The organism is Alphaproteobacteria bacterium (assembly GCA_040218575.1).
Lineage (GTDB): Bacteria > Pseudomonadota > Alphaproteobacteria > JAVJRE01 > JAVJRE01 > JAVJRE01.
The window spans coordinates 147,129-163,968 of record JAVJRE010000001.1; the positions used below are offsets into that span (position 1 = coordinate 147,129).

Annotated in this window: 18 protein-coding genes; 8 read left to right on the forward strand and 10 right to left on the reverse strand. The window is 68.7% G+C overall.

Going from position 1 to position 16,840, the window contains the following annotated elements:
* Positions 1-8: 8 nt before the first annotated feature.
* The 4 genes from RIE31_00680 to RIE31_00695 form a co-directional block, all read right to left on the reverse strand.
* The gene (locus tag RIE31_00680) at positions 9-791 is read right to left on the reverse strand and encodes a hypothetical protein (GenBank protein ID MEQ8639117.1); all 783 of its coding nucleotides are present in this window, start codon (positions 789-791) and stop codon (positions 9-11) included.
* Positions 792-977: 186 nt separating this feature from the next.
* Positions 978-1,742: a Bax inhibitor-1/YccA family protein gene (locus RIE31_00685; protein MEQ8639118.1), complete on the reverse strand. Its 765-nt coding sequence runs from the start codon at positions 1,740-1,742 to the stop codon at positions 978-980.
* 150 nt (positions 1,743-1,892) lie between these two features.
* On the reverse strand, positions 1,893-4,595 hold the full coding sequence (locus RIE31_00690; protein ID MEQ8639119.1) for an FtsX-like permease family protein: 2,703 nt from the start codon (positions 4,593-4,595) through the stop codon (positions 1,893-1,895).
* On the reverse strand, positions 4,558-5,235 hold the full coding sequence (locus tag RIE31_00695) for an ABC transporter ATP-binding protein (protein MEQ8639120.1): 678 nt from the start codon (positions 5,233-5,235) through the stop codon (positions 4,558-4,560). The genes RIE31_00690 and RIE31_00695 overlap by 38 nt, the downstream gene beginning before the upstream one ends.
* Positions 5,236-5,444: 209 nt before the next feature.
* Here RIE31_00695 and RIE31_00700 point away from each other — a divergent pair, with 209 nt between their 5' ends.
* The 3 genes from RIE31_00700 (at position 5,445) to RIE31_00710 (ending at position 7,922) form a co-directional block, all read left to right on the forward strand.
* On the forward strand, positions 5,445-6,299 hold the full coding sequence (locus tag RIE31_00700) for an arylesterase (GenBank protein ID MEQ8639121.1): 855 nt from the start codon (positions 5,445-5,447) through the stop codon (positions 6,297-6,299).
* Between the two features lie 77 nt (positions 6,300-6,376).
* Positions 6,377-6,910: an RNA 2',3'-cyclic phosphodiesterase gene (gene thpR, locus RIE31_00705; GenBank protein MEQ8639122.1), complete on the forward strand. Its 534-nt coding sequence runs from the start codon at positions 6,377-6,379 to the stop codon at positions 6,908-6,910.
* A 28-nt stretch (positions 6,911-6,938) separates the two neighbouring features.
* Positions 6,939-7,922 carry a threonine/serine dehydratase gene (locus RIE31_00710; GenBank protein ID MEQ8639123.1) on the forward strand — a complete coding sequence of 328 codons (984 nt, stop codon included), beginning with the start codon at positions 6,939-6,941 and terminating at the stop codon, positions 7,920-7,922.
* A gap of 21 nt (positions 7,923-7,943) precedes the next feature.
* Here the strand turns inward: RIE31_00710 and RIE31_00715 are convergent, their stop codons facing one another.
* The 3 genes from RIE31_00715 to RIE31_00725 are packed head-to-tail and all read right to left on the reverse strand — an operon-like array spanning position 7,944 to position 10,831.
* Positions 7,944-8,834: a DMT family transporter gene (locus tag RIE31_00715; protein MEQ8639124.1), complete on the reverse strand. Its 891-nt coding sequence runs from the start codon at positions 8,832-8,834 to the stop codon at positions 7,944-7,946.
* A 10-nt stretch (positions 8,835-8,844) separates the two neighbouring features.
* A complete protein-coding gene (locus tag RIE31_00720) occupies positions 8,845-9,813 on the reverse strand; it encodes a DMT family transporter (GenBank protein MEQ8639125.1) in 969 nt (322 codons plus the stop codon).
* Positions 9,814-9,838: 25 nt separating this feature from the next.
* Complete coding sequence (locus RIE31_00725; GenBank protein ID MEQ8639126.1) at positions 9,839-10,831, reverse strand: DMT family transporter; 993 nt, start codon at positions 10,829-10,831, stop codon at positions 9,839-9,841.
* A gap of 94 nt (positions 10,832-10,925) precedes the next feature.
* Here RIE31_00725 and RIE31_00730 point away from each other — a divergent pair, with 94 nt between their 5' ends.
* Positions 10,926-11,561 carry a uracil-DNA glycosylase family protein gene (locus tag RIE31_00730; GenBank protein ID MEQ8639127.1) on the forward strand — a complete coding sequence of 212 codons (636 nt, stop codon included), beginning with the start codon at positions 10,926-10,928 and terminating at the stop codon, positions 11,559-11,561.
* Here RIE31_00730 and RIE31_00735 read toward each other — a convergent pair.
* Positions 11,558-12,787, reverse strand: coding sequence for an MFS transporter (locus RIE31_00735; GenBank protein ID MEQ8639128.1), 1,230 nt, complete (start codon positions 12,785-12,787; stop codon positions 11,558-11,560). The two genes, RIE31_00730 and RIE31_00735, sit on opposite strands and share 4 nt — an antisense overlap.
* A gap of 149 nt (positions 12,788-12,936) precedes the next feature.
* Between RIE31_00735 and RIE31_00740 the strand changes: the two genes are divergently transcribed.
* Together RIE31_00740 and RIE31_00745 are read left to right on the forward strand one after the other, a co-directional pair.
* Positions 12,937-13,773, forward strand: coding sequence for a 2OG-Fe(II) oxygenase (locus RIE31_00740; GenBank protein ID MEQ8639129.1), 837 nt, complete (start codon positions 12,937-12,939; stop codon positions 13,771-13,773).
* 22 nt (positions 13,774-13,795) lie between these two features.
* Positions 13,796-14,674, forward strand: a complete 879-nt coding sequence (locus RIE31_00745; GenBank protein MEQ8639130.1) for a phytanoyl-CoA dioxygenase family protein — start codon at positions 13,796-13,798, stop codon at positions 14,672-14,674.
* 14 nt (positions 14,675-14,688) lie between these two features.
* Here RIE31_00745 and RIE31_00750 read toward each other — a convergent pair whose 3' ends face one another.
* Positions 14,689-15,102: a metallopeptidase family protein gene (locus tag RIE31_00750; GenBank protein MEQ8639131.1), complete on the reverse strand. Its 414-nt coding sequence runs from the start codon at positions 15,100-15,102 to the stop codon at positions 14,689-14,691.
* Positions 15,103-15,282: 180 nt separating this feature from the next.
* On the opposite strand from RIE31_00750, the gene RIE31_00755 reads away from it, so the two are divergent.
* Positions 15,283-15,612 (forward strand): 4a-hydroxytetrahydrobiopterin dehydratase, encoded by a 330-nt coding sequence (locus tag RIE31_00755; GenBank protein MEQ8639132.1) that lies wholly within the window; start codon positions 15,283-15,285, stop codon positions 15,610-15,612.
* Positions 15,613-15,647: 35 nt separating this feature from the next.
* Positions 15,648-15,944: a YciI family protein gene (locus tag RIE31_00760; protein ID MEQ8639133.1), complete on the forward strand. Its 297-nt coding sequence runs from the start codon at positions 15,648-15,650 to the stop codon at positions 15,942-15,944.
* Here the strand turns inward: RIE31_00760 and RIE31_00765 are convergent.
* Positions 15,941-16,840 carry a DMT family transporter gene (locus RIE31_00765; GenBank protein MEQ8639134.1) on the reverse strand — a complete coding sequence of 300 codons (900 nt, stop codon included), beginning with the start codon at positions 16,838-16,840 and terminating at the stop codon, positions 15,941-15,943. The genes RIE31_00760 and RIE31_00765 overlap by 4 nt on opposite strands.

A 16,840-nucleotide genomic window follows, 5' to 3' on the forward strand; every position in this document is an offset into this window, starting at 1 on the left:
CGGTGCGCTCAGCGCATGGTGCGCAGACGGTGGGCGTTCATTACGCCATCGGTCATCAGCCGTGACGGCCGGGTCATGGCGAAGGCGCAGATGTAAAAGGCGACCACCATCTCCACCCACAAACGCAGCGCCGCGGCCAGCGCGCGGGTGCGGGCCAGGTCCGGCGTGGCGTGGCCGATATACCAATAGTCGAGCCGGCGGAAGGCGCCGAGGCCGGTGGTCATCACCACCAGGCCGGTCACCAGATAGAAGACCAGGTAAAACCAGAACAGGGCCGTTTCCTGCAACGCGAACCAGCCCATGACCAGGCCCAGGCCGAGGCCCCACACCAACAGATAATTGACCCAGGTGCCGATGTCGGACGAACGGTCGCGGGCGCCGAACAGCCAGACCACGCCGAGCGCGACGGCGGCAGACAGGAACACCGGCGCCACCGGTGCGTCGGCCAGCAACTGGAAGATGGTGGAGAAGGCGAGACCGATGACCGCGCCGAACAGCCAGAACAGGATGCGCGCCTCCTTGAGATCGAGGAAGCGCAACAGACCGGCGGCAATGATGGCGAAGACCAGCGGTCCGAGAATGGTGATGACGCCACCGTGCGCCGGCATCAGGATCTCCACCGCCAGCGCGGCAAGCCCGGCAAAGGCAAAGCCGCCGGCCATCAGGCCGAGAACCCGGTGGCGGTGACGGTTGAGCCCGGCGATCAGAGCCAGCCGGGCGCTTTCATCTGCACCAGCCTGTGCAGCATCATCTGCACCAACCGGCGCGGCGTCGTCGAGTGTGGCGCTCATGAGACCCTGATGTTGCGGCAGTTCAGGTGGACCGCCCCCTGGGGCCAAGTCTAGGCAATCAGCCGGCCCGGCCGCAATCACAGGCTTGTGACGGGGCCGGCCAGGCGATCACCAGGCCGCCCCCCAAAAGACAGCGAGCCGGGGAAATCCCCGGCTCGCCAACGGTTTCTATGGAGTGCGGTGTGCCTAGCGGCGGGCGCCCAGCAACTGCATCAGCATGACGAACAGGTTGATGAAGTCCAGATAGAGGCGAAGCGCGCCGGAAATGGCCTTGCGACCGGCGGTCGAATGATCGTCGCCTTCCCAATATTCCTCTTTGATGCGCTGGGTGTCATAGGCGGTGAGGCCAACGAAGACCAGCACACCGATGGCGCTGATGGCGAAGTGCAGAGCGCTGCTCTGCACGAACAAGTTCACCACCATGGCGATGATGATGCCGATCAGGCCCATGAACAGAAACGAGCCCAGCCGCATGAGGTCACGCTTGGTGGTGTAGCCGTAAAGGCTCATGGCGGCGAAGGTGCCGGCGGTGATGAAGAAGACGCGGGCGACGCTGGCGCCGGTAAAGGCGATGAAGATGGTGGCCAGCGACACCCCCATGAGGGCGGCAAAAGACCAGAAGGCGATCTGGGCGGTGGACAGGCTCATGCGGTGGAGCCGGGCGCTGAGGAAAATGACCATGCCGAGCGGCGCCAGCATGACCACCCACTTGAGCGGCGTGTTGAACAGCGTCGCGCCGAGACTGGTCAGGGCCACGATATCGCCGGCCTGGTTGGTGACAATGGACATCTGGGCGATGACGAAGGCGGTCAGGCCGGTGATGGCGAGACCGGCGGTCATGTAGTTGTAGACCCGCAGCATGTACTGCCTGAGGCCCTCATCAATGTCGGATCGGGCGGCGCCGCCGGCGCGGACATTGGTGATGGTGCGGGTTTCGGGTCCGATGGCCATGGTCTTCGTCTCTCCCAGATCTGCCCCCGGCAATTCGCCGGGCGCCCTTAATCTGGGCAGGCGGAGGGAGGAAATCAAGCGCGGAAACGGCGTTTTTGCGCCTGTATTTCTGACAAATGCGTGGGTCCGGTCGGCTATTTCCGGTGAGACTCAGTCGTTGCGCAGTTCCGGCGCGGCCGGCGCCGACAGGGCGCGGAAGGTGCCGGCAAATCCGGCCGCCAGCACCACCAGGGTGGCGATGACAATAGTCAGGCCGAGCGCCGCCGGGTCGGGGCGGAAGGCCAGGGTCATGACAAAGCGCACCACGGCCCAGGCGGCGAGCAGGCCGATGGCCGCGGCGAGCCCGGCGGTCATCAGACCGAGCAGTCCATATTCCAGAAGATAGGCGGCCAGCAGGCGGCCGCGGGTGGCGCCCAGAACCTTGAGCACCACCGCGTCATAGACCCGCCGCCGGTGACCGGCGGCGATGGCGCCGGCCAGCACCAGGGTGCCGGCGACCAGGGTGGCGCCGGCGGCCAGGGCAATGGCCAGCCCCAGATTGGACAGCAGGCGGCGCACGTCGTTCAGAGTGTCGCGCACCCGCACGCTGGAGACGTTGGGAAAGGCGGCGGCCACGGCGCGTTCCAGCGCCGGCTCCGACTCCGGCGCCAGATCCACGGTGGCGATGTGCGTCTGCGGTGCGCCATCAAGCGCCCCTGGCGCAAAGACGAAGGTGAAGTTCAGGCCGAAACTCTCCCAGTCGATCTGGCGCAGGTTGGCGACAGTGGCGGTCAGCGGCCGCCCCAGCACGTTGAGCGTAATGGCGTCGCCGGGGGCCAGGCCTACGCCCCGCGCGATATTGGCGTCGAGCGAGACCAGCGGTGGCCCGGCATAATCGGCCGGCCACCACTGACCGGCCACCAGCGTGCCGCCGGCGACGGGAACGGCCGACCAGGTCAGCCCGCGGTCGCCGCGAAAGGCCCAGGCCACATCGGGCGGAATGGTCATGTCGGCCACCGCCACATCATTGATGGCGGTGATGGTGCCGCGCAGGCTGGGCACCCGGTTGAAGGAGATGAGTCCCGGCGTGGCGCGGACGGTGGTGTCGAAGGCGGCCACCTGACCGGGCTGGATGTCGATGAAGAAATAGGCCGGCGCATCGGCCGCCATGCGCTGACCGAGCTCCGCCGTCAGGCTGGTGCGAATCTGGCCGACCGTCACCAGCAGGGTGAGGCCAAGGCCCAGCGAGACGATGACCGGAATCGCCGGCGCCGCCGGCCGGCCGAGATTGGCCAGGGCCAGACGCAGCAGGGCGCGGCCGCCGCCGACCTGTCGCGCCAGGCGTCGGGCCAGCCGGCTGACGCCCTCGGCCACCAGGCGAAAGACGGCCAGGGTCACGGCCGCACCGAGTGTGAACCACAGGGCGAAGTCGGGCCGCTCCGCCGTGACGATGGCGAGCCCGCCAAGGGCCAGGGCGAGGGCGCCGGTGGTCGCCAGTTCGGCCGGCCGCAGCCGGCGCTCGGCGGCGGACAGGCCGGGACGGAAGAGGTGTGCCGCCGGCACCCGCCGGGCGCGGGCCAGGGGCAGCCATGAAAAGGTTACGGCCACCAGCAGTCCGAACAGCCCGGCCAGAGCCAGCGGCCGCCAGAACGGTCCACTCGCCAGGTCGACCCCGGCGAAGCCGCTGAGCAGCCCGCCTACCGCCAGTGGCGCCAGCGCGCCCAGGGCCACGCCGATCAGCGTCGCCAGGGTGGCCAGCGCCAACACCTGCACCATATAGACCTGGAAGATCAGGCGGGTCGAAGCGCCGAGACACTTGAGCGCGGCAATGGTCGGACGGCGGCTGTCCATATAGGCGGCGACCGCGTTGGACACACCGACCCCGCCGGTGAGCAGGGCGGCGAGACCGACAAGCGTGAGAAACAGCGCCAGCCGTCCCATGAAACGGGAAATGCCGTCGCCGGCGTCGGCGGTGGTGCGGCTGCGCCAGCCGGCGTCGGGGAAACGATCCGTGGCCCGCGCGGTGATCGCCGCGGCGGAGTCTGTGCTGGCCAGGCGATAGGCGTAGCGCACCAGGCTGCCGGGCTGCACCAGGCCGGTTGCGGCCAGCGCCTGGTCGGAGACCAGCAGGCGTGGCCCCAGCGTGAAGAGTTGCGCGCCGCGATCAGGCTCATAGGCGATGGTGGCGCGAATCTCAAACAGCGCGTCGCCGACCTGGATGCGCGGTGGCGGGCCGGCGGTGATCTGTTCCGGCTGCAGGCCGAGGGCCGGCAGCAGATTGGCTTCCACCGCCGCGCCCCAGATGACGCCGGCCGCACCGGCGTCTGTGGCGTCATCGGTGGCGGCGGCGGGCCGTGGCGCCAGCACCGTCGCCAGATCGGTGGCCGGCGCGAGCCGCGCTTCGCCGTAGAGCGGCCAGGCGGAATCCACCGCCTTGAGTTCAACCAGTCGCCGCTGGCCGGTGGCCGGGCTTTCGGCCATGGCCCGCATTTCGGCAATGGCGCTGAGCCGACCCTGGCTGGCGAGGAAGGCGCGCTCGGCCGCATCGGCCGGACGATGCACCAGCAGGAATGCCACATCGCCGCCCAACAGGGCGCGGGCGTCATCGGCCACGCCCTGCTGTAACGCGGCGGACAGCGAGCCGACGGCGGCAATGGCCGCGACACCCAGCGCCAGGACCGCCAGGAACACGCGAAACCCGCTGAGTCCGGCGCGCCAGCCGGCGCGCAGCTCGCGCCAGGCAAAACGCCAGGCGATGGCCAGGCCGCCGCCGGATGGGGTGTGGCCCGCCACGGCGGCGGGATCGGCCGGGGTCATGCCGGGACAGCGGCGCTGGTCATGCGGCTTGACGGCTGTCGCCGGCGATGCGGCCATCGGCCAGGCGCAGCAGTCGGCCGCAGCGACCGGCCAGCGCCTCGTCATGGGTCACCAGCAGCAGCGTGGCACCGGTGTCGCGGGCCAGATCGAACAGCAGGCGGATGACCGTCTCGCCGGTGGCGCCATCCAGATTGCCGGTAGGCTCGTCAGCCAGCAGCAGGCGCGGTCCCGGGGCGATGGCGCGGGCCAGCGCAACCCGCTGCTGCTCGCCGCCGGACAATTCGCCCGGATAGTGGTTCAGGCGGCCGCCAAGACCGACCTGGTCGAGACCGGCGCGGGCGCGCTCGAAGGCGTCGGCGCGGCCGGCCAGCTCCAGCGGAATGGCCACATTCTCCACAGCGGTCATGGTCGGCACCAGATGAAAGGACTGAAAGACGATGCCCACGTGGCGGGCGCGGAAGCGGGCCAGCGCATCCTCGCTCATGGTGCTCAGATCCTGCCCGGCGACGCGCACATGGCCCGCGCTCGCCCGCTCCAGACCGGCGATCAGCATGAGAAGCGAGGTCTTGCCGGAGCCCGAAGGCCCGAGCAGCGCCACGCTGTCGCCATCCTTGACGGTGAAACTGACCCCGTTCAGCACATTGACCGGTCCGGCCGCGCCGGTCAGGGTCAGGTGCAAGGCGTCAACGTCGATCATGGTGTTTCCTGGCAGGCTGTTTGCCGGCGCGCGGTGTTGTGGCGCGCCGTATGCGGGCAGCGGCTGAAGGGAGGGAATATGCACCGCATGGCGGCTCTGGCAATGGCGCGTCCGGCACGATATGCCATGCGACGGGATAAAGCCCGCGTTCCGTGCCGGCGGCGGGCCGCGGCGGAACCGCCAGCGCCGGTGGCGCGGACACAGAGCGGATGATGATGGAGACCGGCGGGATGATGCTGTCTCACTTCCGTGTGAAGGCTCTTGGTGCAAAGACCGCGGGCGGCGTGACGGAGTTGGCGCGCGCGGGGCGGCTGGCGCGGCTGGCGATGGTAGCGGTCGCGATGATGGCCGGCATGGTCGCCGCTATGGCCGGCGCATCCGTGGCGCGCGCGGAACCCCTGAAGATACTGGCGTTTGGCGATTCGCTGGTGGCCGGTTTCGGCCTGGCGCCGGAGGACGGTTTTGTCGCCCAGTTGCAGCAGGCGCTATCCGGGCGCGGCCATGATGTGGTGGTCATCAATGGCGGCGTATCGGGCGACACCAGCGCCGGGGCGGTGGCCCGGCTGGACTGGATTCTGCAGGACCCGCCGGACGTGGCGATCATCGAGTTCGGCGGCAATGACGGCCTGCGGGGCCTGGAGCCGGCCCAGACCTACACCAACCTTGACCGGGTGATGCGCCGGCTGCGGCGGGCGGGCGTACCGATGCTGCTGACCGGTATGCGGGCGCCGCCCAATCTCGGTCGCTCATACGGCGAGGAGTTCAACGCCGTGTTCCCACGCCTGGCAGAGACTTATGGCACGGTCTTCTATCCCTTCTTTCTGGAGGGAGTGGCGGCACAACCGGCGCTCAACCAGGCGGACGGCATTCACCCCAATGCTGACGGCGTGGCCGAGATCGTGCGCCGGCTGCTGCCGCTGCTGGAGCCGTTGCTGGACGTCCAGGGCGACAGCGCCGCCCGATTCCGCCTACCGCCGGCAGCCGGAGGCGCAGCGTCGGCGGGACCGCTTACGGCGGGTTTGATGGTGGCGGCAGCGGGGCGTGAACGTCATTCCCCGCGCTGAACTGGCCCCGGTCCGGGTGATCTGGTCCGGGCACCCTGGTCCGGGGCCCATGACCGGCTGGCCATGACGGAGACGAGATGACCAGACTATTTGTGGCGCTTGCCCTGCCGGTGCCGGTGCAGGACAGATTGCAGGCGGTGCAGACGGCGATGCCGGGCGCGCGCTGGGTGAGTCGCGAGAACTTTCATCTGACGCTGGCGTTTCTCGGTGATGTGCCACCGGCACGGCTGGATGATCTGGACGAGGCCTTGAGCGATGCGCGCGGCGGCCTGTTCAATCTGGCCCTGTGCGGGCTGGATCTGTTCAGCCGGGGCGGCTTGCCGCACACCCTGTGGGTCGGCGCGGAGAGGACGCCGCCGCTGCTGGACCTGCAGAGAAGCATCGAGCGCAGCCTGGCGCGATCCGGCTTTACCTTCGAGAAGCGTAAGTTCAGGCCCCATGTGACCCTGGCCTATCTGCGTGATGCGCCGCTGGATCGGGTCGCCGCCTATATCGCCGGGCACAGCCCGCTGCGCCTGCCGCCGTTCCGGGTCGACGGGTTCCGCCTGTATTCAAGCTGGCCGGGTGACGGCGGCCGCGACTATCAAGTGGAAGCGGACTATCATTTCTGACGCGCCTGTGCGGCGAAACGGAGACATCATGACAGCGCTGGTGACCTTGCAGGAGATACAGGCGGCGGCAGCGCGCCTGCCGGACGTGGTGCGGCGCACGCCGCTCCTGCCGCTGGCCAGGGACGCCGGTGAAATCGGCGATGAGTCCCTGTTTCTCAAGGCGGAGAATCTGCAGACCACGGGCGCCTACAAGCTGCGCGCCGCCTTTACCTATCTGGACAGTCTCGACGCCGATCAGCGCCGCCGCGGCGTGGTGCTGCAATCGTCCGGTAATTTCGCCCAGGCCTTTGCCTTTGCCGGGCGTCTGATGGCGGTGCCGGTGACGGTGGTCATGCTGCGCACCACCAGCCCCACCAAGGTGGAGCAGACGCGCAGCCACGGCGCGGAGGTGGCGCTGATTGACGACCCGCTGGAGCGGGCCACGGCGGTGGATCGCATCGCCGGCGAACGGGGCGCGGTCGCCGTGGATTCGTGGAGCGACCGGCGGATCATCGCCGGCCATGGCACTATCGGTCTGGAAATCGTCGAGCAGCGACCGGATGTGCAGACAGTGCTGGTGCCGGTGTCTTCAGGCGGCCTGGCCGCCGGGGTGGCGGCGGCGGTGCGCCTGACGCGGCCTGAAGTGCGGGTGATCGGCATACAGCCCGACCACGCCAATGCGGCCTTCCTGTCATTGGCGGCGGGCGAGCCGGTGACCATCAGCCACTGGAATTCCATCGCCGACGGTCTGTCGGCGCGCTATCCGGGGGCCCTGCCCTTCCGCCACCTGCAGGAATATCTGGAGCGGATCGTTCTGATCAGCGAGGGCGATATCGGCCGCGCCTATGGGGTCCTGCGCGACCGCGCCAAGCTGGTGGCGGAGCCGGCCGGCGCCGTCGCCACCGCCGGCTGGCTGTCGGGCAAGGCGGAAGCGGCGGCCGGCCCGCTAGGCCGGACGGTGGCCATCGTCAGCGGCGGCAATCTGACCCACGAGACCATGGCCCGGCTGGACGCTCTGGCGCGGTCGCCGTAGACGCCAATCAGGTGGTGCGAATCAGGTGACGGGGCGGCGTTCGCCGCGCACCACCATGAGGCCGGCGGCGACGATAAGGGCGGCGCCGGCCAGAGTCGCCCGGTCGGGCAGCTCGGCGAAAACCAGCACGCTCCACAGGCTGGCGAAAGCCAGGCCGGAATAGTCAAAGGCCGCCAGGTAGCTGGCCTGGCCGGCGCGGAAGGCCTCGATCAGCGCATAGAGGGCCGCGATGTTGGTGGCCGCGGCCAGCAGGAAGACGGGCCAGTCGGTCAGGGCCACCGGATGCCAGAACAGGACCAGCGCCGGCCCGCCGGCGAGCACCACCATAACCAGGGTTGAAACCAGCATGATGGCCGGCGTGCTGTCGGTTGCCGTGGCGCGGCGGGTGATGATCGCCTCGACCCCGGCCAGGAAGGCGGCGGCGATGACCGCCAGGCCGTGCAGGTCGAGACCGAACAGGCCGTCGCCGGCGGTGCGGTCGGGGCGCAGGGCGATGATGACGCCGACGAAACCGATGAGCACCGCGCCATAGCGCCAGGCGCTGACCGTCTCACCGAGAAACCGCCCCGACAGGATCAGCACGAAGAACGGCGTGACAAAGAAAAGGGTGGTGGCTTTCGGCAGGCTGAGCCCGGCCAGCGCCCAGATGAACAAGGTGAGCGAGACGAACACCACCAGCGCGCGGAGCACCAGCAGCCCGAGATTGCGTGGCCGCAGCGCCCGCAGGCCACCCAGACGCGGCAGCACGACGAACAGCAAGGGCAGGGTCAGCAGTTTGGTAAGCGCGACGATCTGCAACGCGCCATAGTCGGCGATCAACCATTTGCTGGCGGCGTCCTGGGCGGTGAACAGCGCCACCGCCAGCACATAGAGCAGGGCAGCGCGCACCGGGTGGTGGGGCAGCGCACTCATGACTGCGCGCCTAGGGCCGCGGCTTGAGTGCGGCCTGCCGGCGTGCCGCCCGCCGCGCGATATACAGGCATGAGAGAATGATGATGCCGCCGCCGGCAAAGACCGGCGCGGCCGGAATGTCGCTCCAGATCAGCCAGCCAAGAAGGACGCCCCAGACCAGGCCCGAATACTCGATTGGCGCCAGAATAGAGACCTCGCCATAGCGGAAGGCCTGAACGATGCAGAACTGCGCCACCACGCCGCTGATGCCCATGGCCACCAGAATCCACAGATCGAAGGCGACCACCGCCTGCCAGATAAAGGGCAGGGTGATGGCGGTGAGCAGCAGAGTAGCGCCGGTCTGGAACAGCATGATGGACGAGGTGGAATTGGTTGCCGACAGACGGCGGGTGAGGATCATGGCGAGAGCAAAGGTGGCCGCCGAGCCGACGGCGATGAGACCGCCGAGGGTCACACCCGCCGCCGACAGGTCGGTGCTGAACGGACGCACGGCGATGATCACGCCGGCGAAGCCCACCAGCAGGGCCGCCCAGCGGCGCGGTCCGACTTTTTCGCCGAGCATGGGCACGCTGAGCGCTGTCATGAACAGGGCGCCGGCATAGCCGATGGTCATGGCGGTGGCCAGCGGCAGCAGTTTCAGGGCATAGAACCAGAGGACGATGGAGGCCAGCAGGACGGCGCTGCGCGCCATGTGCAGCGGCAGGCGGGCGAAGCGTATGGTGCCGATTCCGCCCAGCGCCCAGATCAGCAGGGCCAGGGGCACCAGCGAAAAGATGCTGCGCAGAAACATGACCTGGGTGACGGGATAGAGCGCCGCCACCCATTTGGTCATCGCATCCTGAAACGCGAACAGAGTGATGGCGCCGGCGTAGTAGGCAATTGCGCGCATGGGCACATTGGCCAGTACGGCGACCGCACCGGGCCCCGGTCCCGGCGGCGGTGACGGTGCGGCGTCGGGCGGGGCGCCGGGCGTGGTCATGAAACGCCGGACAGGGCAGCGCCGGTCATGATGGCGCGGCCCGCCGCCGCAGGCGCGCCTCGCGCCGCACGATGACCAGCCCCGAGGCGATGATGATGGCGGCACCCGCCAGGGTCGCCGTGTCGGGCACGTCGCGCCAGACGATCCAGCCGAGCAGGGCGGCCCACACCAGGCCGGTATATTCCAGCGGCGCCAGCAGGCTGACCTCGCCGAAGCGGAAGGCCTGGGCCATGAAATAGTGCGCCGCGCTGCCGAAGACGGCGACCACGCCGAACAGCCAGAGATCGGCCGCATCAAGCGGCACCCAGACGAAGGGCAGGATCGCCGCCGTCACCACCAGACCGGTCAGGGTGTAATAGAAGAAGATGGTGCTGGATCGTTCGGTCGCGGACATGCGACGTGAGAGGTTCATGGCCAGGGCATAGAGGAAGGCCGCGGCAATACCGTAGAGCGCACCATCGTTGATGCCGTCACGGCCCGGCTGGACGGCGACGACGACGCCGAGGAATCCGACAATGACGGCGCCCCAGCGCCAGGCCCCCACCTTCTCGCCGAGCATGGGGCCGCTTAGCGCGGTCATGATGAGCGGCGCCGCATAGCCGATGGTAAAAGCCTGGGTCAGGGACAGGCGGGCGATGGCCAGGATGAAGCAGGCCCATGCCGCCAGCATCAGGGCCGAGCGCAGGAGGTGGGCGAAGGGCCGGTCGGTGCGCAGGGTAGCGAGGCCGCCGTCGCGGCGGGCCAGCCACAGCGCCGGCAGGACGCCGAAGGCCGAGCGCGCGAACATGATCATGACTACCGGATAGGCAGCGGTCAGCCACTTGGCGGCGGCGTCATTGACCGACAGCAGCGAGACCATGAGCAGCATGTAGACCATGCCGGCGACGGGACGCACGTGCAGACCATTGGCCGCGATCAGCCCGCCGGGCGCGGCAGCGGCGTCGTGCGGGGCGATGGCGGCGGTTGGCGGGATCGCATCCGCTGGTTGCCGGGCCGCGGATTGCTGAGATGAGGGCATGGCGGCGCCTGGCCGTTGGTGGCGGTGTGCAGCCCGCGATCATTGAGGCTTGCGTCGCATGGCGCAAGCGGCCGGGCCGGCGCTATGGTTGGGCATGGTGAAGAAAGCCCAGGGTGCACGGGATTTTGCCGCCCTTCTGCGGCAGGTGCGGGCGTGCCGGGTCTGCGCGGCGCACCTGCCGCTGGGGCCGCGCCCGGTGTTGCAGGCCAGCCCGGCGGCACAGTTGGTTATCGTCGGTCAGGCGCCAGGGACCAGGGTCCATGAGTCCGGGGTGCCGTGGGACGATGCCTCTGGTGCGCGGCTGCGTGACTGGCTGGGGCTGGCGCCCGAGGTGTTTTACGACGAAACGAAAATCGCCCTTGTGCCCACCGGATTTTGCTATCCCGGCCGTCTGCCGCGCGGCGGTGATGCGCCACCGCGGCCGGAGTGTGCGCCGTTGTGGCATCCGCCGTTGTTCGCCGCCATGACCGGCATACGACTGACCCTGGCGGTCGGCGGCCATGCCCAGGCGCGTCTGCTGGCCGGACGGTCCAGGACAGGGCCGCGGGCGAGCGTGACGGCAACGGTGGCGGCGTGGCGGGATACCCTGCCGCAGATCATTCCCTTGCCTCATCCGAGCTGGCGCACCACCGGCTGGGAAAAGCGCAATCCGTGGTTCGCCGCCGAACTGCTGCCGGAGGTGCGGCGGCGGGTGCGGGCGGTGCTGGCCGGCCCGGAGGATGGGACCTAGTCGGCCTGATCGTCCAGCCAGAAGCTTTCCTGGGTGGTGCGGCTGACCGGCCGGAAGTCGTGATGGGTGGCGGCGGGAGCCTGGCGCCCCACAACCAGTCGCCACAGCACAAAGAGGGCCAGCGATGCCAGGACAGCGGCAACGAACAGCAGCAGCGATGCGGGGCCGGCCAGGCCCATGAGGCTGCCGGCCACCGCCGGCCCGACGACGGCGCCGGCGGCATAGAGCAGCAGCAGGCCGCCGCCAGTCTCCACCACCTCCGCCCGCGGCGTCCAGTCATTGGCGTGGGCCACGGCCAGGCCATAGAGCGGCAGGGCGAAGGCGCCGTGCAGGGCGGCCAGCACCAGCAGGCCGGCGGCGCCGACTGGCGCCAGAATGGCGAGGGCGAAGACCGCGGCCAGCACAGCGCAGCCGAGCATCACCAGGCGGCGGTCCACGCGGTCGGACAGACGGCCGATAAACCACTGTGACAGGGTGGCGCCGAACACCGGCGCGGCGAGGAAGAGCGTCAGATCGAACAGCTCCAGCCCGCGCTGGCGGGCATAGAGCGGCACCAGCGACCAGAAGGCGCCTTCCATCAGGCCCAGCAGCAGGCAACCGGCCGCCCCCGCCGGTGACAGGCGGAACAGGCGCAGCAGACGTGGCCTGACCGCGTGCAGCGCGGCCGGGGCAGAGACGCTGGTCAGCGCCACCGGCACCAGCGACGCGGCGATCATCATGGCGGCGACGGAGAACAGGACCGGTCCCGACGGATCGGCCAGATTGAGGGAAAGCTGACCGCCCATGCCGGCCAGATTGGAGACGATGAGGTAGACCGACAGGATGCCGCCGCGGGCGGCATTGTCGGCCTCGCCGTTGAGCCAGCTCTCGATCACCAGAAACAGCAGGGCGAAGGCGAAGCCGATGCCGGCACGCAGCGCGATCCAGGTAAGCACCGCCGGCACCAGCGGGAAGGCCAGGGCCAGAACCGCGGCCAGCGCAGCGAAGGCGGCGAAGGCACGGACATGGCCGACCGGCCCCACCAGCCGTGGCCCGAGCAGGCAGCCGAGGGCGAATCCGAGAAAGTGACCGGTGCCCATGAGGCCGATCTCGCCGGCGGAGAAGCCAAGACCCTCGGCGCGGATCGGCAGCAGGGTCATGAGCAACCCGTTGCCCAGCAGCAGCACGGCGGTGCCGGCCAGCAGGACAGCGACGGACAGTCGGACGGAAAGGGCGGAGCCGGCCATGGCGATCCTGCGGATGAAAGGTGTGACGGGCGGCGGACGCTATCAGAGGGACGCCGGTGAGTCAGCCTTCGCTTGGCAGAGTGGTGCGTGGTTGCGGGCGGTGGCCGGGTGAGGGAAGGTTAGGGGCGGAGCAAGGCATGGAGATGACCATGGCGAGAGCGGACGGCGCCCGTGCGCCGGTGGCGGAGTCGCCCGATATGCGCGAGCTGATCGATCTTCGGCGTTATCCGCTGGACCGTCCGGCCAGTGCCGAATGGCGGACGCTGGTGGAACGGGGCCGCGCCGCCATGGCGGCGGAGGGAGTGATGGTGCTGGACGGTTTCCTGACGGCGCCGGCGCTGGAGGCGATTCGCGCCGATGCCCGCGCGGCGGAGCCCAAGGCCTTCTTCAAGCCCAAGTCGCACAATGCCTATCTGATGGACCAGGATCCGGACCTGCCGGCGGATCATCCGCGCAATCGCCTGCTGCGCACCGACGTGGCGACCATTGCCGATGATGACATTCCGGCGGACTCGCTGATCCGGCCGATCTATGGGTGGTCCGGCCTGCGGGGTTTTCTGGCGGCGGTCATCGGGGTGGAGAGGCTGTACCCCTATGACGATCCGCTGGCCAGCATCAACTTCAATGTGGGCCGGCCCGGCGCCCAACTGAGCTGGCATTTGGATGCGGCCGAGTTCACCACCACCATCATGCTGCAACCGGCCGCCACCGGTGGCGCCTATGAATATGTGCCGTTCATCCGCAGCGAGATGGACATGGCCTATGACCGGGTGGGGCGGCTGCTCGATGGCGACCGTGCGGGTGTGCGTGTTCTGGAACAGAAAGGCGGCACCCTTGTGCTGTTCCGCGGCCATCACTCGATCCATCGGGTGACGACCATCGAAGGCGCCACCACGCGCAACGTGGCGATCCTGAGCTATGATCCGCAGCCGGGGCGAATGCTGCTGGAACATGCGCGCAGGACGTTTTATGGCCGCCCCGGCTGAACCGCCGGTCGGCAGACCGGTTATGGCCGCCCCGGCTGAACCGCCGGTCGGGACGGCGGACGCCGCTGTGGCGCTGGTGAGCGATGAGGATGTCGCCGCCTTCCGGGCGGATGGCGCCATTGTGCTGCGCGGGGTCTTCACGGACTGGGTGGACCGCCTGGCCGCCGGCATTGCCGCCAACGAAGCCGCACCCGGCCCCTATGGCAAGAACAGCGCCCGGCCGGATGATCCGGGGCGGTTCTTTCAGGACTATTGCAACTGGCAGCGGATAGCGGAGTTCCGCGATTTCGTATTGCAGTCGCCGGCGGCGGCCATCGCCGCCCGGCTGACCGGGTCGCGGCGCGTACAGTTCTATCACGAGCATGTTCTGGTCAAGGACGCCGGCACCCGGACGCCGACGCCGTGGCACCACGACCTGCCTTATTACAATGTGAGTGGCCACAAGACCGTCTCCATGTGGCTGTCACCGGATGCGGTGCCGCGCGCCGCCGGCATGGAGTTCGTCGCCGGCTCGCACCGCTGGGGCAAGCTGTTCGCGCCGCGACGGTTTCGCGATGATGCGGCGTTCGACTATGGCGACGGGTTCACACCGGTGCCGGACGTTGAGGCGGCGCGCGACGACTATCGTATCCTGTCATGGGATGTGGCGCCGGGTGATGCGCTGCTGTTCAGCTTTCTGACGTTACACAGCGCCAGGCCCAACCTGACGGCCGGCGGCCGGCGCGCTTTCTCCGCCCGCTGGATCGGCGATGATGTGCGTTTTTGCGAACGAGCCGGCGAGACCTCGCCGCCCTTCCCGGACATCGGCCTGAGCGATGGCGCGCCCATGCGCGAGGACTGGTTTCCGGTGGTCTGGCCGCCGCGGCGACCGGCCGCTCCGGCGCCGTCCTCGGGCCCATAGATCAGGCCCGTAGGTCAGGCCTGGGCCTCCAGCGTCTCCATGTCGGAATCGGAAAAGCCGAAATGGTGACCGATCTCATGGATCAGCACATGGCGCACCAGCCGCTCCAGGTCCTCGCCGGAATCACACCAATAGTCGAGGATGGGCCGGCGGTAGAGGAACACCATGTCCGGCTCGCCCGGCAGGTCGAAGCCTGACTTTTCCGTCATGGCAACGCCGCGATAGAGACCCAGCAGATCGAAGGGCGATTCCAGGTCCATCTCGGCGCAGGTCTCGTCGTCGGGAAAGTCCTCTACCCGCAACACAACACCCTTCATGTGCTGGCGCAGACGGCCGGGCAGGGTACCGAGCGCCGCATCGCCGATGGCGGCAAGGTCATCCAGATCGGGTGCGGTGCCGAACTTGTCGGCGCGATAGACGCGGGCCATGGCCCAAGCCTAGTGCGGGCGCGCGGCCGGTTGAACCGCCGGCCCCGGTTTGAAGGCCCGGTCTGACGAATATGACCTGACCGGTCAGGCTGGACGGGTCAGGCTGGCCGGGCCCGGCTTGACGGGTATGGCCGTGGCGGCCACCGTGTGATGGTCAATCCTCCGCTCACCGCATTTGCCATGCCCCGCCGCCGCCTGACCGATGACGAACGCCTGACGCTGTTTGCTGACCTGCCGCACTGGCGGGCGGTGGCCGGCCGCGATGCCATGGAGCGGCGGCTGCGCTTCCGCTCGTTCAGCCAGGCCTGGAGCTTCATGAGCCGGGTGGCGCTGGCGGCGGAGGCACTCGACCACCATCCGGAATGGTCGAATGTCTATGGCCGGGTCACTATCGTGCTGACTACCCACACCCCCGATGACGGCGGCGCAGGGGGCCTGAGCGACCTGGACGACAGGCTGGCGCGGTGGATCGAGGATTTTGCCCGGCCGCTGGCGCCGGCGAACGACTGAAACAGACAAGACCCGGACCACAAAGAGGACCGCCCATGCCCTATCTGGTGATTGCTCACGACGGAAGAGATTCAGCTGCACCCGAGCGCCGGCTCGCCGCGCGGCCGGCCCATCTGGAGAACCTCAAGCGCTATGACGCCGATGGCCGTGTGTTGTCCGGCGGGCCGATCCTGGAGGAGGGTCGCATGGCCGGATCCTATCTGCTGATGGATTTCGCCGACCGGCCGGCCCTGGATGCCTGGCTGGCGAGCGACCCCTACACCACCGGCGATGTGTGGCGCGATGTGACGGTGCTGGAGGTGCAGACCGTGTTCGGCGCCGGCAAGCCTTAGGTGACGCGTTCGGCCGCCGGTGCCGTGGTGCGCTTTTTCATGCGTGCCTCGCGCCGCGTGATATAGAGCGCGGCGCCGACGATCATGACGCCGCCGACGGCGGTCCACACATCGGGCCGCTGGGCAAAGAAGATCAGCCCCAGCAGGGCGGCAAAAGGCAGCCGGGCATAGTCGAAGGGCTGCAGAAAGCTGGCGTCGGCCAAAGCAAAGCCGCGCACGATCAGCAGGTGCGCGGTGGTGGCGCCGAGGCCGATGAAGCCGCCCAGCAGCCACAGTTCGGTGCTGGGCCAGACCCAGAACGGCAGGCTGAGCGCCAGCGACAGGGGCAGGCTGAGCAGCAACAGCCAGGCGACCATGGCATCGGGGTTTTCGGTGCCGGCCAGCTTTTTCATGTAGAGCACCGAAATGGCGCCGATGATCGCCGATACCAGAACCAGCACGCTGCCGAGTTCAAGGGGAATGACGCCGGGACGCAGGATCACCATGGCGCCGGCAAAGCCGAACAACACAGCGCCGATGCGCCGCCAGCCGACCCGTTCGCCAAGGGCAAAGGGCGCCATCATGGTGACAAACAGCGGCGCGGTGAAGCTGAGCGCCGTGGCGGTAGCCAGGGGCAGGATGGACAGGCCCCAGAACCAGCAGGCCGATGAGGCGAAATTGGTGGTGACGCGAAGCAAGTGGCGCGGCATGTGGCTGGTCGCCATGCGGCGGAAGGTGCCGCGCATGGCCATCCACGGGGTCAGCGCGATGAGACCGAAGAAGTTGCGGAAAAAGGTGGCTTCGAACGGATGCAGGTCGCGTCCCACCTGCGATACCGCAGCATGCACCGTAACGAACACGGCGGCCGCGGAAAGCGCAAACAGCGCGCCTTTGACCGGCGGAGCGAGGATCCTCAT